The sequence below is a fragment of the Acidimicrobiales bacterium genome, from assembly GCA_041394185.1.
Taxonomy (GTDB): Bacteria; Actinomycetota; Acidimicrobiia; order Acidimicrobiales; family Poriferisodalaceae; genus JAAETH01.
Genome location: JAWKIQ010000003.1, coordinates 598,389 through 618,688, shown reverse-complemented (window position 1 = coordinate 618,688; position 20,300 = coordinate 598,389). Strand labels below are relative to the sequence as shown.

At 64.9% G+C, this 20,300-nt stretch carries 22 protein-coding genes; 4 read left to right on the top strand and 18 right to left on the bottom strand.

Annotation, left to right across the window (positions count from 1 at the left end):
- Positions 1-7 precede the first annotated feature (7 nt).
- Positions 8-580 (top strand): nitroreductase family protein, encoded by a 573-nt coding sequence (locus R2770_16445; protein ID MEZ5282050.1) that lies wholly within the window; start codon positions 8-10, stop codon positions 578-580.
- Between the two features lie 11 nt (positions 581-591).
- Here the strand turns inward: R2770_16445 and R2770_16440 are convergent, their stop codons facing one another.
- The gene (locus R2770_16440) at positions 592-1,395 is read right to left on the bottom strand and encodes an enoyl-CoA hydratase-related protein (protein ID MEZ5282049.1); all 804 of its coding nucleotides are present in this window, start codon (positions 1,393-1,395) and stop codon (positions 592-594) included.
- Between the two features lie 44 nt (positions 1,396-1,439).
- Entirely contained in the window at positions 1,440-3,011 is a 1,572-nt protein-coding gene (locus R2770_16435) for a diguanylate cyclase (protein MEZ5282048.1), read from the bottom strand.
- A gap of 115 nt (positions 3,012-3,126) precedes the next feature.
- Here R2770_16435 and R2770_16430 point away from each other — a divergent pair, with 115 nt between their 5' ends.
- Together R2770_16430 and R2770_16425 are read left to right on the top strand one after the other, a co-directional pair.
- A complete protein-coding gene (locus R2770_16430) occupies positions 3,127-4,698 on the top strand; it encodes an AMP-binding protein (protein MEZ5282047.1) in 1,572 nt (523 codons plus the stop codon).
- A 9-nt stretch (positions 4,699-4,707) separates the two neighbouring features.
- On the top strand, positions 4,708-5,175 hold the full coding sequence (locus tag R2770_16425; GenBank protein MEZ5282046.1) for a MaoC family dehydratase: 468 nt from the start codon (positions 4,708-4,710) through the stop codon (positions 5,173-5,175).
- Here the strand turns inward: R2770_16425 and R2770_16420 are convergent.
- The 13 genes from R2770_16420 to R2770_16360 all read right to left on the bottom strand — a co-directional run bounded on the left by R2770_16420 (position 5,159) and on the right by R2770_16360 (position 17,231).
- Positions 5,159-6,010: a CoA ester lyase gene (locus tag R2770_16420; protein ID MEZ5282045.1), complete on the bottom strand. Its 852-nt coding sequence runs from the start codon at positions 6,008-6,010 to the stop codon at positions 5,159-5,161. The genes R2770_16425 and R2770_16420 overlap by 17 nt on opposite strands.
- Positions 6,011-6,020: 10 nt before the next feature.
- A complete protein-coding gene (locus R2770_16415) occupies positions 6,021-7,127 on the bottom strand; it encodes a DNA alkylation repair protein (GenBank protein ID MEZ5282044.1) in 1,107 nt (368 codons plus the stop codon).
- 20 nt (positions 7,128-7,147) lie between these two features.
- On the bottom strand, positions 7,148-8,350 hold the full coding sequence (locus R2770_16410; protein MEZ5282043.1) for a cytochrome P450: 1,203 nt from the start codon (positions 8,348-8,350) through the stop codon (positions 7,148-7,150).
- Positions 8,351-8,439: 89 nt separating this feature from the next.
- On the bottom strand, positions 8,440-9,555 hold the full coding sequence (locus R2770_16405) for a site-2 protease family protein (protein MEZ5282042.1): 1,116 nt from the start codon (positions 9,553-9,555) through the stop codon (positions 8,440-8,442).
- Positions 9,552-10,361, bottom strand: a complete 810-nt coding sequence (locus R2770_16400; GenBank protein MEZ5282041.1) for a universal stress protein — start codon at positions 10,359-10,361, stop codon at positions 9,552-9,554. Before R2770_16400 ends, R2770_16405 begins: the two co-directional genes overlap by 4 nt.
- An 87-nt stretch (positions 10,362-10,448) precedes the next feature.
- Positions 10,449-11,513: a response regulator gene (locus R2770_16395; protein MEZ5282040.1), complete on the bottom strand. Its 1,065-nt coding sequence runs from the start codon at positions 11,511-11,513 to the stop codon at positions 10,449-10,451.
- On the bottom strand, positions 11,510-11,938 hold the full coding sequence (locus tag R2770_16390) for a response regulator (protein MEZ5282039.1): 429 nt from the start codon (positions 11,936-11,938) through the stop codon (positions 11,510-11,512). Before R2770_16390 ends, R2770_16395 begins: the two co-directional genes overlap by 4 nt.
- Positions 11,935-13,101 (bottom strand): ATP-binding protein, encoded by a 1,167-nt coding sequence (locus tag R2770_16385; protein MEZ5282038.1) that lies wholly within the window; start codon positions 13,099-13,101, stop codon positions 11,935-11,937. Before R2770_16385 ends, R2770_16390 begins: the two co-directional genes overlap by 4 nt.
- Positions 13,098-14,585, bottom strand: coding sequence for an AAA family ATPase (locus R2770_16380; protein MEZ5282037.1), 1,488 nt, complete (start codon positions 14,583-14,585; stop codon positions 13,098-13,100). The genes R2770_16385 and R2770_16380 overlap by 4 nt, the downstream gene beginning before the upstream one ends.
- A 19-nt stretch (positions 14,586-14,604) precedes the next feature.
- Complete coding sequence (locus tag R2770_16375; protein MEZ5282036.1) at positions 14,605-15,006, bottom strand: CBS domain-containing protein; 402 nt, start codon at positions 15,004-15,006, stop codon at positions 14,605-14,607.
- Positions 15,006-15,467 carry a universal stress protein gene (locus R2770_16370; GenBank protein ID MEZ5282035.1) on the bottom strand — a complete coding sequence of 154 codons (462 nt, stop codon included), beginning with the start codon at positions 15,465-15,467 and terminating at the stop codon, positions 15,006-15,008. Before R2770_16370 ends, R2770_16375 begins: the two co-directional genes overlap by 1 nt.
- Before the next feature lie 76 nt (positions 15,468-15,543).
- On the bottom strand, positions 15,544-16,467 hold the full coding sequence (locus R2770_16365; GenBank protein ID MEZ5282034.1) for a hypothetical protein: 924 nt from the start codon (positions 16,465-16,467) through the stop codon (positions 15,544-15,546).
- Positions 16,468-16,571: 104 nt separating this feature from the next.
- Positions 16,572-17,231, bottom strand: a complete 660-nt coding sequence (locus R2770_16360; GenBank protein ID MEZ5282033.1) for a response regulator transcription factor — start codon at positions 17,229-17,231, stop codon at positions 16,572-16,574.
- A 125-nt stretch (positions 17,232-17,356) separates the two neighbouring features.
- Here R2770_16360 and R2770_16355 point away from each other — a divergent pair, with 125 nt between their 5' ends.
- Positions 17,357-18,136 carry an HPF/RaiA family ribosome-associated protein gene (locus tag R2770_16355; GenBank protein MEZ5282032.1) on the top strand — a complete coding sequence of 260 codons (780 nt, stop codon included), beginning with the start codon at positions 17,357-17,359 and terminating at the stop codon, positions 18,134-18,136.
- Between the two features lie 10 nt (positions 18,137-18,146).
- Here the strand turns inward: R2770_16355 and R2770_16350 are convergent, their stop codons facing one another.
- The 3 genes from R2770_16350 to R2770_16340 are packed head-to-tail and all read right to left on the bottom strand — an operon-like array spanning position 18,147 to position 20,251.
- Positions 18,147-19,031, bottom strand: coding sequence for a universal stress protein (locus R2770_16350; protein ID MEZ5282031.1), 885 nt, complete (start codon positions 19,029-19,031; stop codon positions 18,147-18,149).
- Between the two features lie 59 nt (positions 19,032-19,090).
- Entirely contained in the window at positions 19,091-19,705 is a 615-nt protein-coding gene (locus R2770_16345) for a flavin reductase family protein (GenBank protein ID MEZ5282030.1), read from the bottom strand.
- A 15-nt stretch (positions 19,706-19,720) separates the two neighbouring features.
- The gene (locus R2770_16340) at positions 19,721-20,251 is read right to left on the bottom strand and encodes a methylated-DNA--[protein]-cysteine S-methyltransferase (protein ID MEZ5282029.1); all 531 of its coding nucleotides are present in this window, start codon (positions 20,249-20,251) and stop codon (positions 19,721-19,723) included.
- Positions 20,252-20,300 lie beyond the last annotated feature (49 nt).

Here is a 20,300-nt window from a genome sequence, read left to right as displayed (position 1 = left end):
CTCGCCCATGGCGCGCGTTGCGGAATCAGACCTGGTCGATTCGATTTTCGTCGAACGGTGGTCGCCGCGTGCGTTCACCGACGAGCCGGTGACCGACGCCGAGCTGGCCGCAGTTTTCGAAGCGGCTCGTTGGGCGCCATCGTGGATGAACAACCAGCCCTGGATATACCTCTACGCCACCACGCCCGAGGATCGCCAGGCGATGCTGTCGGTGTTCATGGACTACAGCCTGGCGTGGGTCTCCAAGGCCCCGGTTGTCGGCCTGGTGCTGGCCAAGACCGAGCTCGAGGGCTTCATGGGGCGCACCCGCGATTTCGACACCGGGGCCGCAACGATGTCAATGGCGCTGCAGGCCAACCGGCTGGGGCTGCACATGCATCTCGTGGGCGGCATCGTGCTCGACGCTGCGTACGAACTCACAGGCGCCGACCGTGACACCACGGAGATCCTGGCCGGGTTCGTCATCGGGCGGCGAGGCGATCCAGCCGATCTCCCCGAGGGGTTGCGAGAGCGCGAGGCGCCCAACGATCGCAACCCTGTGTCGTCTTTCGCTCACTGCGGCACCAGCCTGCCGCAGTAGCTGGGCTGTTCTCAGCGACCCTCGGCAGCGCGCCTTGCGGCCCGAAAATCTGGGGCTCGCTTCTCGAGAAACGCCGCGATGGCTTCCTTGTGCTCGACCGATTGGTAAGCCTGTTCGAGGGCTTGTGATTCGCGTCGCATCACCACGGACAGGTCTGGTTCGGTCGCGTTCAGCGTCAGCAGACGCTTGACGGTTCGCACCGCCTCGATCGAGTTCTCCGTCATCGATCGCAGACATTCCAGCGCGGTGTCCATGAGCTGGTCGGCGGGCACCGACCGGTCCACCAATCCGATCGTCGCAGCCTCGGGGCCCAGGATCGTCTTGCCGGTCAGGGCGAGTTCTGTGGCCTTACCGAACCCGCAGCGAAGGGTCAGGAACTTGGAGCTCGCAAGCTCGGGCACCACCCCCATCTTGATGAAGCGAGCCGACAACTTGGCGTCGTCGGACGCAATCAGCATGTCGCACGGCAGAGCTTGGGTGAGCCCCACACCGATGGCAGGCCCGTTGATGGCCGCGACCACGGGCTTCGATTCCCGGATCAGCTCGACCCAGTTGCCCATGGTCGGGCGCGACTCGACCGCACCGTCGGTTTGGGCTTTGAACACCGCCTCGACATCAGCGCCGGCGCAAAACCCACGACCGGCGCCGGTCAACAGGATGCCCTCGATGTCGGGGTCGTCGTTTGCCGAGCGGATGGCGTCGGCCATCTCGGCTCCCATCTGATGGGTCCAGGCATTGAGGCGCTCGGGCCGGTTCATCGTGATGGTAAGAACACCGTCGTCGACCGAGGTGAGGATCTGTTCGTAGGCTGCCACGCCCATCGAACGTAGTACCGGTCTGCTGGCGCGAACCAAGTGGGTCAGCGGCGACGCTTCTCGGCGAACATTGCCTGGTCGGCGCGTCGGATCGAGCTGTCGACCGAATCTTCCGGCGACGGGTTGACGAATCCGATCGACGCCTTGGGCCGCCACGACCCTCCCTCGAATTCGACCGGGTCGTCCAGAGCGCCGCGGATTCGCTCGACCAGAGATTGGCCGTGTTCGAGCACACCGTGGCGCAGCACGACCACGAACTCGTCGCCACCCCACCGCCCTACGGCGTCAGAGGGTCGGGTGTGAGCGGTCAGCCGACGAGCGACCTCGACCAGCACCAAGTCGCCGACGTCGTGACCCCACGTGTCGTTGACGGTCTTGAACCGGTCGAGATCCAGGAACACCACCAACAGATCGCCCAGCGACGTGGTCAGGGCATCGCTCAGGAATGCTTCGACGGCGGTGCGGTTCATCAGCTTGGTGAGCGGATCTTGCCTGGCGCGGTCCCTGAGGCGAACCGTCGAGGTGACGTCTTCCAACGAGCCGACGAAGCTCACCTCGCCGTCGCTCGCCTGGGCGACGGTACGCAGGTTCAGCCGCCAATGCGTATCGCCGTCGGCGCCGGTGAACTCGACCGACTGCGAGTCTCGGTGGCCACTGGCGGCCATGCGGGCGAAGAGCGAATCGATGGTGGGCCTAGCGGACTCACAAGCCAGATCCCTGACCCGCTCGACCCGGTCGTGCTCCTCGGCCAGCCGGCTCCACCTGGCGTTGTGGAAACCCACGGCACCGTCGACTCCGCACTGGAATACCGCGGCCGGAACCTCGTCTGCCAGGGCCTGGAAGTTCTCGGCCATCAACCGAAGATTGGCCTGGCTCGTGCGCAGGGCTTCCTCGTCGGCGATCTTGTCGGTGATGTCCCACATCACCACCAGCACGTCGCCCTGACCCGGCAGGGGGTTCGGCCTTCTGGCGTAGGAGTTCTCGATCCATACCGTCGATCCGTCGCGCCTGATCCACTTGCGCCTGCTGGTGATGGTCGCGTTGGGGTCTGCGGCCAATGCCTGTCGAACCCGGATGCTCGCGAGCACGTCCTCGGCCAGGTAGAACTCGGCCGGAAGACGTCCGACCATCTCGTGAGGCTCGTATCCCAGCATCGACATGCTGTCGCCTTCGACCCGCTTGATGACGCCCTCCAGATCGACGTCGAGCAGCATCCATCCCGTTGGGCGATGGCCACCTCCGGGCCCCGCGTCGAGTAGATCGTTCTCGATCAGACCGGTCGGTTCGGCAATGGCCAACATCGCGCCGACATCGGGGTGGTCGCAGAGATTGACGAGCTTGAGGTCGATGTGTTCTCGCTCGCCCACCGGACCGAAGCGAACGTGCTCGCTGATCACTTCGCCAGGGGAGGCGAGTGCACTTCCGTACAACTCCACGACCGCTGACCTGTCGTCGGGGTGAACCGATTCGACGAATTCGACCAGCCCGAAGGTCATCTCCTCGACCGAGGGGTCTACCAACCAGCCGGGAAGGGGCACGTACTCGCCCATCGAGTCGCGGGCGCTGACCTTGGCGTTGCGCGTCAAGGCAGTGATCGATTCCCTGGTCCATTCCACACGCAACACGTGGTTCCTATCGGCACTTTCGCGAGCTTCAGTGAGGTTTGGATAACAGCAATTCCGGGGCCAGGACTATGTTCGTCGTCGACGTCGCACGAGACAGGGGGAAGTCATGATCGATGCGTCTCAGACCTTGCCGCTGCTGGTCAAGCAGCGGGCCCAAGTCGACCCTGACAAGGTGTTCATCCATCAGGTCGAGACCGATACCTCCCTGACCTACGGCGAAGCTCACCGGCAGGCGCTTCGGTGGGCGCATGCTCTACAGCGCCTGCAAGTGGGGCGAGAAGACACCGTCATCTCGATGCTGCCCGTCGGTTTCGACGCGGTGAACTGCTGGGTCGGTTGCACCTGGCTGGTGGCCTGGGAGGTTCCGGTCAACACGGCCTACCAGGGCAAGATGCTGGACTATACGATCGAGAATTCTCGGGCTCGGGTCGGCGTGATCTCCGAGCGATATCTCGACCGGCTGGCGGCCTTGGACGGTCCGGTCGGCCATCTCGAGGTCGTTGTGGTGCCCGACGCCAGCGCTCCTCTGCCCAACCTGCCGTATCAGATGCTGGGCCCAGACGAGTTCTTCGCGGACCTGGACCAGCCCGCAGACGATTTCGCCGGCCCCCAGCCGTGGGACGTCAGCGAGATCTTCTACACCTCGGGTACCACCGGGCCATCCAAGGGTGTGCTGTACAGCCATGCCCAGTTGCACGCCACCACCATGGCGCTCGGCGAGCAGTGGACCGAAGACGACTGCTTCTACTGCCCATTCCCGATGTATCACGTGTCGGGAAAGATGTTCGTGTACGCCTTCGCGTTCACCGGCATGAAGGGAGTGTTCCGCGAATACTTCAAGACCGACGAGTTCTGGTCTGACGTGTCGCGATTTGGCTGCACATCGACCCTGCTGCTGGGGGCCATGGCCAACTTCATCTACAGGCAGCCACCAGCAGCCGACGACGCTTCGAACCCGCTGCGCGAGGTCTTGATGGTGCCGCTGATTCCCGAGATCGCCGATTTCAAGCAGCGGTTCGACCTGCGGGTGCACACCGTGTTCAACATGACCGAGATATCGAGCCCGATCGTCGCCCACTATGACGAGGTAGACCAGATGCCCTACACGGCGTGTGGGCGCACGCGTGAAGGTTACGAATGCCGGGTGGTCGACGAGTTCGACCGCGAGGTGGCCCCCGGCGAACTGGGCGAGCTGATCGTGCGATCGGACGAGCCATGGGTGCTGAACGCCGGCTACTTCGGGATGCCAGACAAGACGGTGGAGGCCTGGCGCAACGGGTGGTTCCACACCGGCGACGGCTTCTACCGCGACGAGCACGGCTGGTTCCACTTCGTCGACCGCAAGAAGGACGCCATCCGTCGGCGTGGCGAGAACATCTCTTCGATGGAGGTCGAGGCCCAGGTCAACGATCACCCTGCGGTCCTCGAGTCGGCCGCGGTTGCGGTGCCGTCCGAATGGGGCGAAGACGAGGTGCTGGTAGTAGTCGTTCCAAAACCCGGTCAGTCGGTCGACCCCGCAGAACTGCACGCCAGGCTCGGCGAGACCATGCCGCGGTTCATGGTGCCCCGCTTCATACGGGTCGCCGATTCACTGCCGAAAACCCCCACCGAGAAGGTGCGCAAGGTCGAACTGCGTGAGGCCGGCGTAACCACCGACACCTGGGACGCCGCCAGCTAGGGTGCCCGCATGGAACGACCCGTCAGCGGCAAATGGTTCGAGGAACTGACTCCTGGCCTGGTGATCCAGCACGCCATCAGGCGCACCCTGACCGAGGCCGACAACGTCTTGTTCACCTCGATCACCATGAATCCGGCATGGCTGCACCTCGACTTCGATTACGCAGAGAAGGAGACCGAGTTCGGCAAACCGTTGGTCAACTCGATGTTGACCATTGCAACGGTCATCGGCATCAGCGTTCACGAGACCACTCTCGGAACCACCGTGGCCAACCTCGGGTTCCGAGAGATCACTTTTCCGGCTCCGATGTTCCACGGCGACACACTGAGGGTCGAGACCCTGGTCGCCGAGGCTCGCGAGTCAAAGAGTCGGCCCACCCAGGGCGTCGTGACCTTCGAGCACCGCGCCTACAAGCAAGACGACACCCTGGTGTGTCGAGCGGTTCGTGACGCCCTGATGCTCAAGCGCCCAAGCTGACGATGCGCCTGGCCTGAGCGGCCAGCGGCTCATCCACCATCTGGCCCTCGAAATCGATTGCCGACACACCTCGCTCGACGGCCTCTTCGTAAGCGGCCAACAGGCGGCGGGCGCGGTCTACTTCGTCGGGCGAGGGGATGAAGGCATCGTTGGCTATCGCGACCTGGTTCGGGTGGATGCACAGCTTGCCGACGTAACCCAGAGCCCGGGCTTGGGCCGACTCGCGAGCGAATCGCTCGTCGTCTCTGAAGTTGGTGACCACCTGATCCAGGGTTGCAACCCCTGCAAGACGGCCTGCCAGCGCCACCTTCGAACGAGCGAACAAGACCTCTTCGTTCGACTCGGTCCTGACGCCGCCCATGTCGGCGATGAAGTCTTCGGCCCCGAAATATGCCGCGACAACCCGGGGGTGAGCCAGCAGCGGTCGGGCGTCGGCGACGCCGAGGGCCGTTTCGATTCCCGCCACGACACCCAGCTCGGGCAGGCCGGCGCGGTCCAGCAGAGCCGAGATGTGGTCCAGCCCAGCGACCGTCTCGACCTTGGGTATCACGACCGCCGCAAGCTCAGGCAACAGACCTTGGGAGATGTCGGCCTCGAACCATTCGCTGGTGGGCCCATTGACCCGTATGGTCACCGCGCACCCGCGCTGGATCAGGTCGGGTGCGATCTGTCTGGCGTTCGAGCGCCCCTCGTCCTTGGCGTTTGGTGGGGTGGCGTCTTCACAGTCGAGAACCACTGCGTCGGCGCCCCTGTCGGGCAGCTTGGCCATGAAGTCGGGCCTGACAGCCGGAGCGAACAACAGCGAGCGAAGGCGTTGGGGGGCTGGCTTGATCACACCGACGAGGCTAGACGAGCTCGAAACCGCCCAAGTCGATTGCCCTGCCGTTGACCAGCAGTTCGACTGCGTGCCATCCGCTGTAGTGGCGACGCGTCGATTGCTGGGCCACCGAGATCGTCTTGCGAACACTGCGCACAGCGTCGGGCTCGACCTCTAGCTCGGCGCCCTTGAAGACCTTCGCAGAGGTCGAACCATCGGCCTTGACGAAGTGGATCCTGATGTCGACCAACGCGCTTTCAGGCTCGGTGCCAGGGTTGTGGAGGTCGACCGCGACCACCACCTTGGTGCCTATCGCGGCGACCGACGGCTCGATCGACGTTCGAACGGGCGACAACCCCGACCGGTGTCCGAACCCCATGGCCTCGAGGGCTCCGGCATGTCCGGCCTTGATCAACGAACGGAGCCCGTGTCTGACCATGCGGCGACGTTCTGGCGACGCATCCACCAGCCAACGCCTGGCAACCTCCACGACTAGGTCGGGGTTGTCTTTGGCGATGTCGTTGAGGTTGTTGGCCACAGAGCGCCTGACGTACTCGGACGGATCGTCCTTCAGCACTTCGAGCAGATCCAACACCGGGGATGGATCGGCCTGAAACACGGGCAGCCGCCGCGCCCAGGGCAACCGGGGCCGGGTTCCCTCCGACACGAGACGCCGCACGTGCTCGTCGGGGTCGGTGGCCCATTGAGCGAGCCGCCTCATCGTTTGCTCGGGATGGGCTTCGATGAACGCTCTGATGCTGAACTCGGCTGTGAAGCGCTTCGTCAGCTCGCGCTGCAACTCCATCGATTGCTCGAAATGGTCCAGTCCGTGTTCGGCGACGAAGAACACCGCCGGCAGGTGCACGAACGGCCCCATCGGCGACCCATCGGCTGCGGGCCAGGCCTCGACCGCCTTGTGCAATATCGCGATCGCTGCGGATCGGTCCTGTGGGAGGTTCTGCGCCAGGCCTTCGGCAATGCGTCTGGCTCTGGGCGTCAGCTCGAGGTCGGCGTAGCCATCGGTGCAGTAGGCGATGAATCGGGCACGGTCGAACGACGGGTGTACCAGTTGGACCTGGGCGGCGATTGCATCGATTACGTCGACGCCGAAGCTGTCCTTCAGTGGCTCGGCCACCTGTGCGTCGCCGGCGATCGTCAGTCGAAGATGACCGGCACGTTGCGCGGTCCCCTGACCTGCCCACCTGCCCAGGTGACCTCGCCCTCGGGATCCAGGACGAACTCTGGGATGCGGGCGAGCCACTCCTCGATGGCGACCCTCAGCTCCATGCGGGCCAGGTTCGAGCCCGCACAGCGATGGATGCCCGCACCGAAGGCGACGTGGCGGTTGACCTCGCGGTCGATGACCACCTGGTCTGCGTCGGGAAACTGGTTGGGGTCGCGGTTGGCGGCCGGGAAGTTCAGCAGCACGCGGTCGCCCTTGTGCATCGGGCAGCCCTTGTACTCGTGGTCTTCGGTGACGATGCGCGCCATCGTCACCGGTGAGTAGGCGCGCAGCAGCTCTTCGACTGCGGTGTCCATCAACTCGGGCTCGGCCACCAGCCTGCGGCGATCGTCGTCGTGGGTGGCCAGATGCCAAAGCGCCGATCCGATGGCAGACCATGTCGTGTCCACTCCGGCGATGAGGGTCAGCGCCGCTGTGCCCAGGATGTGGGGGTCTGACACCTTCTCACCATCGACCTCGGCGCGCAGCAGCTCGCTGATGAGGTCGTCGCCATCGCCATCGCGACGTTGTTCGATCAACTCGTTGAAGTATGTGACCAGTTCTATGACGCCACGCTTGCGGCGCTCTTCGTCGTTGGCGAACTCGAGGATGTCTCGAACCCAGCCGACGAACACGTCGGACCGCTCCTCGGGAACACCGAGCACCTGGCCGATGATTCGCACGGGGATCTGCTGGGCGTAGTCGGCGGCGGCGTCGGCGCGACCGTTGTGGACGAACCCGTCGACCAGCTTGCGGCACAGGGCACGGGTGGTGATCTCGTAGTCGCCGACCCGCTTGGGCGAGAACCACGGCAGCAGCAGGCGCCTCGACCAGGTATGCACGGGCGGGTCGGCCGAGATCGGGGGAACACCGGCGGCCAACAGCGGAGCCTCACCATCCTGTTCGCCGTCGGGCGGCGGGAACACCGACACACTGCGCGAGCTGAAGTGTTCGACGTCGCGGGCGATCGCCGTGACGTCTTCGTAGGTCGTGGGCAGCCACGAACCCTGGTAGCGATCGGTGTGCGATACGGGGCACCGCTCGCGCAGTTCGTCCCAGATTGGGAACGGGTTCTCGATGTAGGTCGCATCGAAGATGTCGTAGTCGGTGGCCCAGTCGAGGTCGGTGTGGGTCATGCGCTTCGTTGCTCCTGTGGCGATACGACGGATGCTCAACCCAGTATCTACACGATGTGAGACGAATTGTCGCCATTCGTCTCGCGCGTCTATCGGCTCGATTCGCTGGCATCCATCACCGCAACAAAGCGCACCACGTCGCTCGGAGCGACCATCCCCACCGGTCGCAGGTCAGAGACCACCACGGCTCTGTGGCCGCGGTGGCGCTCGAAGTCGCGAAGCAAGTCGAGTACCGACGTGTCGGGCGACACGACGATCGACTGTTCTGGAGGCTTCGCCACGGACGCCAGCGCGGTAGTCGGCCATTCAGATCGAGGAACGCGGTGCAGCTCGGAGGCCTCGACCGTGCCGACCAGCAAGCCATTGTCGTCGACGACGGGGTATGCGGCGTGACGAGGGCCGCTCAACAGAGCGTCCGCCAGCTGTTCGAGCGACCAACTCGATCTGACGGTTGCAGGCGCCGGGGTCATCAACCGCGACACCGCGACGTCGGCCAGGGGTCGACCGTGGCGGACGTACTCGACCTCGCTTGCGGCCGCCTCGCTGATGAACCACCCGAGCACCACCAGCCACAGGCCACCAATGGCACCCAGGAAGATCATCTCGGCCAAGCCTGCGGCCACCAGAGCGAAGGCCAGTGCTCTGCCCAGCTTCGCTGCTGCAACGGTGGCAGCGACCTCGCTTCCGGTGCGGTGCCACATGTAGGCCTGATAGACCCGGCCACCGTCGAGCGGGAATGCCGGCACCAGGTTGAACACGGCCAACGCGATGTTGATGAAGCCCAGCCACAACAGCGCGGCCCGGGCGACACCGTCGATCGCCGAGCCGGCTGCCACGAACCCGGCACCAAGACCGAAGCTGACGGCCGGGCCCGCGATGGCAATTCGAAAGGCGCTCGAGGCCGACGGCACCGGCGAGTCGAGCGACGCCACGCCGCCGAAGATCCACAGGGTGATGCTGGATACCTCGACGCCTTCGCGCTGGGCGACCAGGGAATGGCCGAACTCGTGCGCCACCAGCCCGGCAAAGAACAGAATCGTCACCAGAAGCGCCCACAGCCGGTAGGCGGCGGTGTCATGGCCCGACGCCGAGCCCGGAAGGATGTCTTCGGCCAGGGTCCACGCGATGCCCAGGGCGATGAACATGACGCCCCAGTTGACGCGAACGGCGATGCCATGGATTCGAGCGATGGTCAGCCCGTTCATGACGGGGGCGGGTTGACCACCACCACCGGTGTCCGGGCGTCGCGAACGATCGACACCGCCACACTTCCCATCACCAGCCGCCGCAGACCAGAGCGTCCGTGAGTCGACATCACTATCAGCGACGATGTTCTGGCTTCGTCCAGGATTGCATCGGCCGGGTGGTCGCCGTGCAGAACCTCCCAGGTCGCGCCATGGGCCTCGGCCCGCCGCTTGACGTACATCGATTCGCGCCCCACCGCCTGGGGACCGAGGGCCTCGGTCGCCGCATCGATGTCGTGCTGGGAGATGACGCTGGTTACCTCGAGCGGCAACGCCAGCTGGTCTGCCCACCATTGACCGACCGGAAGCGCCGCCTCGGACAACGCCGAGCCATCGATGGGTACCAGAACCCCCCGAAGGTCGGCTATGGCCAGATCGGCATGCGGGCCCACCAGCATCGTGGGGCGATGACTGCCTCTGACCACGTGCTCTGCTGCCGATCCGACATAGCCATCGTGCAGCAGCGGCGATGTCGAGGTGGCCATGACGATGAGGTTGTGTTCGTCCGACTGGGCAGCGATCGCCTCGGGGGCGTGGGGTTCGACGACGATGCGCTGGCGCACCACCAGGCCACGGAACTTGCTTTCGAGTTCGTCTGCGCGCGCCTCGAGGTAGGCGGTCTGGGGGTCGAAATCGATGTCGGTTTCGACCGCGCTGAACAAGGTGAGCTTGGCGTCGATGGCCGAGGCGAGCTCGGCGGCCGGGCCCAAGGCACGGTCGGCCTTGGGATGACCACTGAGCGGACAGATGATCTCGGTGATCGGCATGGAACAACGATGACCAATGCCACATCGACGAGAACAGGGCAGAACGTCACCATGGCCGTTGGCCCGCGACCGTCCGACTACGCCTGCCTAGGTGTTGTGCCTCGAGGCGTCGTCGGCGGGGGTCTCGGTGGGAACCGTCCAGCGAACCGTCGTGCCCGACGCGGAAGTGTCGAATTCGAAAGACCCTCCGTGGGTCTGTGCCCGTCGCTCCATGTTCAGCAAGCCGTTGCCGCGAAACTCGTCCTGGTGTTCCTCGGTCGCCAGAGCGCCTCTGCCGTCGTCTGCGATCGCCAGATGGATGAAATCGGCGGTGATCTCGAGGGTGACTGTCGCCGAATCGGCCTCGGCGTGGTGAGCAACGTTGGCCAGCGCCTCGCGCACGGTGGCCGCCATGTCGCGCTGTATCGCGGGAGGCACCTTGGGCGCATTGTCAGCACGCTCGATGACGACCCCGGGCATGAAGCCCAAGCTGGCCCTGGCGGCGCCGGCGATCTCGGTGAGGGTGTCGGCCAGTTGGTCGGTCGGCTGGTGCAAGTCGAATATCGCCGATCGCAACTGGCTGATCGCCGCGTCGATGTCGTCGACGCAGCGAGACACGGTTTCGGCCAGCGCCGGTTCGTCTATGCGGCCCAGGGCGGCCTGAAGTGTCATGCCCGTGGCGAACAGCTGCTGGATCACGGTGTCGTGGAGGTCGCGGGCAATGCGGTCGCGATCGTCCATGACGCGAAGCCGGGCCCGGGCCGTCGACAGTTGCCGTTCGGCGTGATATCGGGCGACCGCATAACGAATCGAACGGGCAGCCGTTTCGGTGTCGACCCTTTGTTTGAACAGGTAGTCCTGGGCGCCGTGATCGACCGCCTGTACGGCAACTGCGGGGTCGTCGTATCCGGTCAGGACGACAATTGGGCAAGCCGGCGACGCGGCGACGACACGGTCGATCGAGTCGAGCCCGTCGGAGTCCGGGAGTGACAGATCTAGCAGCACGCAGTCGTAGGCACCCTCGTCCAGCGCCTGCAGCGCCTCGGCCAAATCGCAGGCCCTCTCGACGTGAAAGCGCGTCGAGTTGTCGCGCTCGAGTATGCGGTTGAGTGAGCGCGCGTCGATCTCGTTGTCCTCTACCAGGAGGACGCGCAGGTCTGCCAGCCCGTTCATCTAGGAGGCAGTGTGGCGGTCTTGAACCAGAAATCGTCGATCTTCGCTATGACATCCAACCAGCCGTCGAGATCGGCTGGTTTGGTTATGAATGCGCTGGCGCCGGCCTCGTATACCGAACGGATGTCGGTGTCGTCCGACGACGTGGTCAGCACCACGGTGGGGATCTCGCGCAGTGCGGGCACGCTGGACCGGTGCACCAGCAGGTCGAGGCCGTCGACTCCGGGCAGGTGCAGGTCGAACAGCATCATGTCCGGCAACTTCTGCTCGTCGGCCCACTCCCTCAGCAGGTCGATGGCCTCATCGCCGTTCGTGGCCACCTGGAACTCGTGGCCGAGACCCAGCCGCTTCGCGGCGCGTATCAGCGCACGGATGTCTAGGGGGTTGTCGTCGACCACGAGCATCCGAATGGACCCAGACGTCATGGGCGCGCTCCTTTCAAAGTGAAGGAGAACTGCGAGCCGTTGATGCCGTCCGAGTTCACCTGGATGGTGCCGCCGTGTCGCTCGACGATGCGTTGGCAGATCGCCAGCCCGAGCCCTGTGCCCGGGTAGCCGACATGGCCACGGCGAAACAGGTCGAACACCTTGGGTTGTTGATCTGGAGGAACCCCGATGCCGTTGTCGGTAACCGAGATGCGCCAGCTGCCGCCCTCGGGCATCGCAGCGACCTTTATCTCGAGGGGTCGTTCCTCTGACCTGTACTTGATCGCGTTCTGGATCAGGTTCGACAGAACCTGGCGCAGCTGTACACGATCGCCCGATACGTAGGGCATGGGCGAAACCTGGATCGAGATTCCTTCGGTCTGGAAGGTCAGCTCGTCGATCACGTCGTCGACCAGGCTCGCGAGATCGACGCGAGTATCGACCGACGCCCCCGTTCGTTCGACCCTCGAGTAGGACAACAGTCCCTTGATCAGTTCGTCCATTCGTTCGACGCTGTCGAGCACGTGGTGCCTGAGCGTGTCTGCCTCGTCGTCGAATATGTCTCCGGCTATTTCGCGGAGGTGCTCGTCGAGCAACTCGAGGCCCTGCCTGACGTTGCGCAGGGGCCCCTGCAGGTCGTGGGACGCGATGTAGGCGAACTGTTCGAGGTCGCGGTTCGAGCGCGCCAGCTCGGCCATAGAGGCCTCCAGCTCGGCCGTTCGCTGCTGAACGCGGTGTTCGAGAGTGTCGTTGGAGTCGCGCAGCATCTGCTCGATGCGCTTGCGCTCGGTCAGGTCGTGAACTATTCCGGTGAACAAGCGCCCCATGGGCGTCTCGGTGGCGCTCACTGCCAGAGCGACCGGAATGAGTCGACCGTCTGCGTGCAGCGCCTCGACCTCGCGGCCGATGCCGATGATGCGGGCTTCGTGGGTGGTCAGATACCGGCCTATGTAGTCGTCGTGGCGCGAGCGATAGGGCTCGGGCATCAGAACCGAGACGTTCTGGCCCTTCAGGAATTCGGGGTCGTGACCCAGCACCTTCGCCGTGGCCGCGTTGGCTTGCAGGATGATGCCGGCCTCGTCGATCAGCACGATCGGATCGACCGCCGTGGCCAACACTCCTTGCCATAGCTCCTGGCTGTGGTCTGCCGCTCTCTCGTTCACCTTGTCGCAACCTCGTTTGCTTCGGTGACGATGTAGCGCAGTGCGTGGTCGCGGCTTTCCGATTTCGAGCTGGTGGTGTCGACGGGGTGCGCCTCGTCCCACGGCTCTCGTTTGGACGCCATGTGGTCGACGATCTCGGGAGTTGCATCGCTGACCGTCCACGGTGAGGCCAGCCGCCGGGCTATGCGTTCCTTGGCGATGGAGGCGGGCAGCCTGCACTCGATCTCGATGACACGTGCGCCCGCGTCGGCAGCCGCTCGCCTTGCGATCTCGCGGTGGGCATCCACCGACCACGACGCGTCGAGCACGACGCTTTCCCCGTTGGCCAGCAGTGTCGAGGCCTCGCCGACCAGTTCGCGGTATGTCATCTCGGTCGATTCTGGCGTGTAGATGCCCCGTTCGGCGTCCGCCGTAGCCCTGTTGCTGTGGCCGATGCCTGCGATGTCCTTGCGAACCTCGTCGGTGTTGAGGACGGTCCAACCCATCGCAGCGCCGATCGCCTCGGCCAGGGTCGACTTGCCGCTGCCGGGTCCGCCACCCACCAGGATCATCCGAGGTCTGGCTCGGCCCAGGTGGCTGAGGCACTGGCCCAGATGTTCTCTTGCCGATCGTCGGTGCTCGACGTCGCCCGTCTGCAGGTAGCGAAGGGCCCAGATCTTCGCGCGGACCAGTGCCCGGTATGCCACGTAGTGGTGTGCCAGAGACGCGGGGTGCCTCTCGGCGGAGAACTCTTGATAGAAGCGCAGCAGTCTGGCCGCCGACTCGGGGCCGGCCAGCCTCTCGACATCCATGACCAGGAATGCGATATCGGCAAGTACGTCGCCCAATCGCAGCGTCTCGTCGAATGCGAGGCAATCGAGGATTCGTGGTCCGTCTTCGAGAACGAAGATGTCCTCGGCCATCAGGTCTCCGTGGCCATCGCGAGCCATGCCGCGCTCGATGCGGCGGGCGAACAGTTGGTGTCGGCCGTCGATGTAGCTCTTGGCCATCGTTTCGATGCGGCCCAGTTCGTCATCGCCAAACAGGCCGCGATCGACCATCTCACCGCGCATCTCGGCCAGGTTGTTCGCCCACCGGGTCCACTCGGCATCGGGGCCCGAGCACGACGCGGCGGCCTCGCTGGGCTCGAGCGAGGCGTGGAACCTGGCGATCTCCTTGGCCACCGAACGAAGGGCATCGCTGGATTCGGTCGTGCCCAACAGGCCTGCGAGCCGGCGATCGGCGGGCATGCGACGCATGACCAGGACATAGTCGGCGGGGGTGCCATTCTCGACCACCTCGGCGACGCCGAGATACACGTCGGGCGCCATCCTGCGGTTCAGCTCCAGTTCGAGTTGCTGAGCATCGCGCCTGGATTCGACGGTGGAGTGGTCGAGAAAGGCTGTCTGTATCGGTTTGAGGAACTTGTAGGCGCGATCGCCCACCATGCTGACGACCGAGATATGGGTCTCTGCTATGGCTGCGTAGGGCTGGTGCTGCGACACTTCGACTTCCGGGTGTTCCTCAGCGCGACCATTCGCGAGCTGCCGTCAAAGCCTCGACGGTGTCGGTGAGGCTGAGCAGGCCGGGTACGACGTCGTCGTCGAGCACCAGGACCTGGTGCGTCTGTGCCGCCAACATGGTGTCGACCGCCTCGCGCAGCGACGAGCGGGCCGAGATCGTGACCAGAGCCGTAGTCATCACATCGGCCGCCCACACCTGATCGAGATCGGCCCCTTCAGCCAGAGCCCGCACGATGTCGCCCTCCGACAGCACGCCCGCGACGTCGCCGTCATCGATGACCAGGCATAACGTCTGATCTGAGCCGGCTATCGCTCTTGCGACCTCGCGCAAGGTTGCCCGCGGCCCCGCGACACAGGAGGCATCGGCTACGAACGGCCCTACCTCGGAGTCGATCGAAGTCATCAACCGCCCTCGTGTTCGTCTGGGGCCGGCACGATCAGCAGCATGGTCTTGAGGTGGTGGACCGCGTAGGTCGTAACCGACCCCAGCAGCAAGCCGCGGAATCCGCCCAGACCACGGCTGCCCAGAACGACCAGCTCGGCGGGCCCGTCGGGGTGTTCTTCTGCCGCGTTGATCAACTGCACACCACAGTGGCCCAGGCGTACCTCGCCGTGGACCGGAACCGGGAACTCGCCCCCGTACTCGCCGGCCAGCGCTGCCAGTTCGTTCTCGAGGAACGATTCGCCTCCCTGCTGGACGGTCTCGAGGTCGATCGAGACGTACTCGACGCCCGTCGTCACCGGAATGGGAACAGCGTGGAACGCCACCAGTGTGGCCTCGCGGAACTGGGCTTCGGCCATAGCCTCTCTGAAGGCTGCCCTGGAGGCAGCCGAACCATCGATACCCACGACAATGTGTCGCATTTGTGCCCTCCCCGGGTTGCAGGTCAATCGTGGTTTCTGGAGCGCCGACTACAAAGGGCCAAAGGTCCCGGTTCGGTCACGCCAGTATTGCCAGATACGAAGCGGCGTACACCGTCGCCAGCATCGCCGCCGTGCCCTTCGCATGCTTGCGCCTGGCCATCAAGATCGCGACTGCGGCCGCCACCGCCAGCGCCGAAACCAGCGCCGCACTCGACGCCGAACCCGACACCGAGATGGGGAACAGCAAAGGGCCGATCCCCAGCGCCAGGCTGGCATCGACGAAAGAAGACCCGATCAGGTCACCAAGCGCCAGCGACGTCTGCCCCTGACGGATGGCCGCAGCATCGACGACGAGCTCTGGCAGAGACGTTCCCAGCGACAGCAGCAAGAAGCTGATGGCGAACTCGGGCAAACCGAGGCGATCGGCGACCTCGGCGAAACCGGTCACAGCCAGCGTCGCGCCTGCGCCCACGCCCGCCAGGCCAACGACCAGGCCACGCAGGTCCGTCCAGGTCCCGCGGCCGAACAGCTTCTGTTGCCTGGATGTGTGGACATATCCAGTGCGGTGTATCGCCAGGGCGCCGGCCGACCAGAAGGCCACCAGGACCGCGCCGTCGGTCCGGCTCAACTGCGAGTCAGCCGTCAAGGCGGCAGCCACGAGCAGGGCCAGCACGGTGACCAAACCGCTGGCGGCGACTAGTCCTCGATCGGCTACCAAGGGCCTGATCAAGCAAAGGATCGCCATGATCAGGGTCACCTGGGTCACCGCCGACCCGAGGGCGTCGCCCGTGACGATGTCACCATGGCCGGTAGCCGAAGCCATGATCCCGTTGGCGATCTCGGGTAGGTCGGTACCTATCGCCACCACCGTGAGGCCGATGACGAACGTCGACAGTCCCAGCCGTTCCGCCAGAGAGCGGGCCGAGTCGAGGGTCTGGTGACTGGCGAACACGGCGAGAGCCAGTCCGACGACGACCGCCGACGCCCACAGCGCGATCATTGGCTGACCCCGTGGAGTTGTGCCACCACGAGTTCAGCATCGGGTGGCCACTCTCGGCCGGCAAGGGTCCTTCGGTGGGTTCGGGAGAACCAGCGACCCGCTTGTCAGTCGTTGTGGTGATCGCGCTCGTCGAGACGGGCGGCCAGCGCCGCGACCTCGGTGCGCCGCGACATGCCCAGTTTCGTCAAGAGGTTCGACACGTAGTTCTTGACCGTCTTTTCGGCCAGAAACATCTCGTCTGCGATCTCGCGGTTGGTGTGGCCGTCGCCGATTAGGTCGAAGATCCGTCGCTCTTGCGGGGTGAGCCGATTGACGTCGCCGAACTCGGACTCGTTGATGCGCCTGAGCGCCAGCCGAGCCTCGGCCTCGTCGAGCAACTTGGCGCCGGTGGCCACCTTGCGGATGGCTTCGATGATGTCGTTGCCCTTGACCTGTTTGACCACGAAGCCGACCGCGCCGGCCATTGCCGCATCGACGATGGCCTGATCTGACGAGAACGACGTCAGGATCAGGCAGGCGACGTCGGGATGGGTGGATCGGATCTCTCGGCATACCTCGATGCCGTTGCCGTCGCCCAGGCGAACGTCCAGCACGGCCACGTCGGGACGCGCTTGGGCCACCGCGGCCATGGCGGTCGCTGCCGAATCGGCTTGTCCGGTAACGGTGAGGTCGTCTTCGGCCTCGATGAGCGCGGCGATACCCATGCGCACGACCTCGTGGTCGTCCAGCAGGAACACGCGAATAGGCCCGTCGGGTCTGTCCATGCGTCGAGATACTAGGCCCTAAGTCCCGAATTCCGCCGTTTCGGCCCCCTTGAACGGGTCGAAGCTTGCCCAGACCGTCGCTTGGGTCGATACTCCAGACAACCGACGGCGATATCGGAGGTTCCATGTCGACCGATGCCGACACCAGGTTCGAGATCTCCCACCGGGGGGGCGTCAGTGAACCGTCACTGCACAAGGCGATCGAGAAGGTGACGGCGGTGGCCGACCGCTGTCGCGAGGCCATCCATCACGTCGAGTTGAGACTCGTGGCCGACGGTCGGGCCGGCCGAAGCCGCCCGGTGCTGGCCGAAGCAACCCTCACCACCAAACGCAAGCCGGTCAGAGCCCACGTGGCGGCCTCGACCGTCGACGAGGCGGTAGATCTGCTGGTCGATCGGCTGAAGCGCCGGTTGGAACGGCACGAGGATCGTCTGCGCCACCAGCACGACCGGTCGCAGGGATCGGTTTCGGCGGCGATGCTGGCCTCAGAAAATGATCGGCCCGAGTTCGTCGATCTGCCCAGCGACTATCGCGAGATCGTTCGCAGCAAGTCGTTCTCGGATGGATCGATGACCATCGAGGAAGCCTTGTTCGACATCGAGCAACTAGACCATTCGTTCTATCTGTTCAGCAGTATCGAGGCCGGGTGCGACTGCGTGCTCGAACGCACGTCCAGCGGCTATCTGCTGCGCGTCATCGACCCCGACCAGTACGGGGGCGGCCCGATGCCCCCAACCGTCGAGATGAGCGAGGCGGTCGCACCGACACTCGGGCTGGAGGAGGCCCGCGAGTTCCTCGACTCGACCGGTGCCGATCGGGTATTCCACCGAGATCCGGGCGACGGCCGCGGCCAGGTCCTCTACCGTCGCTACGACGGACACTACGGATTGGTCACGCTCGACTGACGGCGGCCTTTCAGCCGGCCGGTACGACGATGGTTGGGCACACCGGCTGATGCAACAGGGCCGTCGTGACCGAGCCGATCACCAGGTGTTGCCATCCGGTCAGGCCGCGGGCGCCAACGACCAGCATCCGCGCCGATTCGCCCGCGCTGTGCAGCGCGCTGCGGGGATCGGCCCTGTCGATCTCGATCGAGATCCGCGCTCCGTCTGTTCCCAGTTCTTCGGTGACCTGGGCAACGACGGCCTCTACCGCTTGTTTGGTTTCCACCTGGGTGCGGTCGTCGACCACGGGCAGTTCCTGCCAGGCGCCGTGCACGACGAACGACCAGGCGCCCAGAGCGACCACGGGAACGTCGGCGGCAGTGTGCTGCAATGCCCAGCGCAGTGCGGCGACAGAATTGTCGCTGCCGTCGATACCCACCACGACTGGTCCCGAAGCATCACCACCATCGTGAGGAACCACCGCCAGTGGGATATCGGTCTTGCTGGCGCAATCGATCGACACCGATCCCAGGATGGTGTCGGCCACGGCGCCGCGCTCGCGCGTGCCAACCACCAGCATCGAGTGTCCTGCCGAGGCCTCTAGCAGGGTCGGGACCGTTCGGCCCTCCAGCACGAGCCGTCCGGCGATGCGATCGCGCTGCTCGGGCGACAAAGAGTCGTCGTTGACGATCCGGTCGAGAACGTCGTCGATACCGTGCTCTCGCCTGACGTATGCAACGGGTGCCGTCGAGCCGGCGAGCGCCACCTCCCACCAGGGAAGCTGCCATACCGCTATCGGGGTCACCGGACCCCACGACGGATCGGTTGAAACTGCCCACTTGAGTGCGGCGATCGAACCTGCAGAGCCATCGATGCCTACTGCGATGCCTGGTTTGAGCGTCTCGGTACCTGTCATGACCTGACTCTGTCATTTTGGGCGCAGAACTGCCAGAGGCGAAGGCCATCGTCGGCGCGTCAGTCGGGTCTGGGCAGCGAGAACAGGTCGGTCGACGACGAGTACCACGTGCCGGCGTGACGGCCCACGGCGGCCAGGCCCGCCGCATCGATGCGAGTGCCGTCGAGCACCCTGTTGGCCACGTGGATCATCACGATCTCGCCGATTACCAGGTGGTTGCCGCCATCGGCCCGACCGATGTGAATGATGTCGGTGACCCTGCACTCCATCGAAGCCGTCGCTTCGGCAACCCGCGGCGCCGCGACCTTCGTAGATGCCGCCTTTGTCAGGCCGACGTGATCGAACTCGTCTTCGTCGTGTGCGAGCGATGCCGACGAGGCGTTCATGGCCTCGACGGTCTCGATGGTGACGATGTTGACCGTGAACTCGGGAACCTCGCGCACGTTTGCCAGCGAGTCCTTGCGGCCGGTCCCCGCCGAGAATCCGACGTGGGGCGGGTCGCCCGCCAGCAGATTGAAGAACGAGTAGGGCGCGAGATTGGCCACGCCGCTGGCCGATACAGACCCGATCCAGCCGATCGGCCGTGGCACCACCAGCCCGGTGGTGAGCTTGTACGCATCTCGAGGGGTGATCTCGGAGAGGTCGAACGAGGTTGTTTCGGTCGGGTTGGACATGATCAGAAGTGTGGCTCAAGCCAGGTTCGGCTGGTGGTACTTCGCCTCCAACGCCAGCAGGAACCGTTTGGCGTCGAGCCCTCCGGCGAAACCCGTCAGCGATCCGTTCGATCCCACAATCCGGTGGCATGGCACGACGATCGACACAGGATTGCGCCCAACGGCCGCACCGACCGCTCGCGCCGAGCCGGGTTTACCTATGGCGTCGGCGATGGAGGCATATGTGCTGGTGCGGCCGTAGCCGACGCCCTTCAACGCGCCCCAGACAGCCCGTTGGAAGTCGGTGCCGCGCATGTCCAGGGCCAGGTCGAACTCGGTCAACCTGCGATCGAAGAAGTCGAGTAGCTGGGAGCGTGCCGCCTCGACATGGGCTGCTTGGGCTTGGCTGGTGCCGTCCACATACTGCAGCCTGACGCGCTTGGGGTCGTCGTTTGGCCACAAGATGGCGCAGATGCCAGATGCAGAAGCTACGACCGTCAGGTCGCCCAGAGGTGTCGGCACTGCGGCGCTCCCTGGTTCGTCGTGATCTCGGGTGTTGCGGGTCATGTTCGTCTCCGGTCGCGAGTGTTGCACGGGCCGAGTCTGGTCAGTCGCT

Bases quoted from the DNA above. Each gene is read 5' to 3' on its own strand.
- R2770_16445 (MEZ5282050.1), top strand. From the start codon at position 8: ATGGCGCGCGTTGCGGAATCAGACCTGGTCGATTCGATTTTCGTCGAA.
- R2770_16430 (MEZ5282047.1), top strand. From the start codon at position 3,127: ATGATCGATGCGTCTCAGACCTTGCCGCTGCTGGTCAAGCAGCGGGCC.
- R2770_16425 (MEZ5282046.1), top strand. From the start codon at position 4,708: ATGGAACGACCCGTCAGCGGCAAATGGTTCGAGGAACTGACTCCTGGC.
- R2770_16410 (MEZ5282043.1), bottom strand. From the start codon at position 8,350: ATGACCCACACCGACCTCGACTGGGCCACCGACTACGACATCTTCGAT.
- R2770_16405 (MEZ5282042.1), bottom strand. From the start codon at position 9,555: ATGAACGGGCTGACCATCGCTCGAATCCATGGCATCGCCGTTCGCGTC.
- R2770_16400 (MEZ5282041.1), bottom strand. From the start codon at position 10,361: ATGCCGATCACCGAGATCATCTGTCCGCTCAGTGGTCATCCCAAGGCC.
- R2770_16395 (MEZ5282040.1), bottom strand. From the start codon at position 11,513: ATGAACGGGCTGGCAGACCTGCGCGTCCTCCTGGTAGAGGACAACGAG.
- R2770_16390 (MEZ5282039.1), bottom strand. From the start codon at position 11,938: ATGACGTCTGGGTCCATTCGGATGCTCGTGGTCGACGACAACCCCCTA.
- R2770_16375 (MEZ5282036.1), bottom strand. From the start codon at position 15,006: ATGACTTCGATCGACTCCGAGGTAGGGCCGTTCGTAGCCGATGCCTCC.
- R2770_16370 (MEZ5282035.1), bottom strand. From the start codon at position 15,467: ATGCGACACATTGTCGTGGGTATCGATGGTTCGGCTGCCTCCAGGGCA.
- R2770_16365 (MEZ5282034.1), bottom strand. From the start codon at position 16,467: ATGATCGCGCTGTGGGCGTCGGCGGTCGTCGTCGGACTGGCTCTCGCC.
- R2770_16360 (MEZ5282033.1), bottom strand. From the start codon at position 17,231: ATGGACAGACCCGACGGGCCTATTCGCGTGTTCCTGCTGGACGACCAC.
- R2770_16355 (MEZ5282032.1), top strand. From the start codon at position 17,357: ATGTCGACCGATGCCGACACCAGGTTCGAGATCTCCCACCGGGGGGGC.
- R2770_16350 (MEZ5282031.1), bottom strand. From the start codon at position 19,031: ATGACAGGTACCGAGACGCTCAAACCAGGCATCGCAGTAGGCATCGAT.
- R2770_16345 (MEZ5282030.1), bottom strand. From the start codon at position 19,705: ATGTCCAACCCGACCGAAACAACCTCGTTCGACCTCTCCGAGATCACC.
- R2770_16340 (MEZ5282029.1), bottom strand. From the start codon at position 20,251: ATGACCCGCAACACCCGAGATCACGACGAACCAGGGAGCGCCGCAGTG.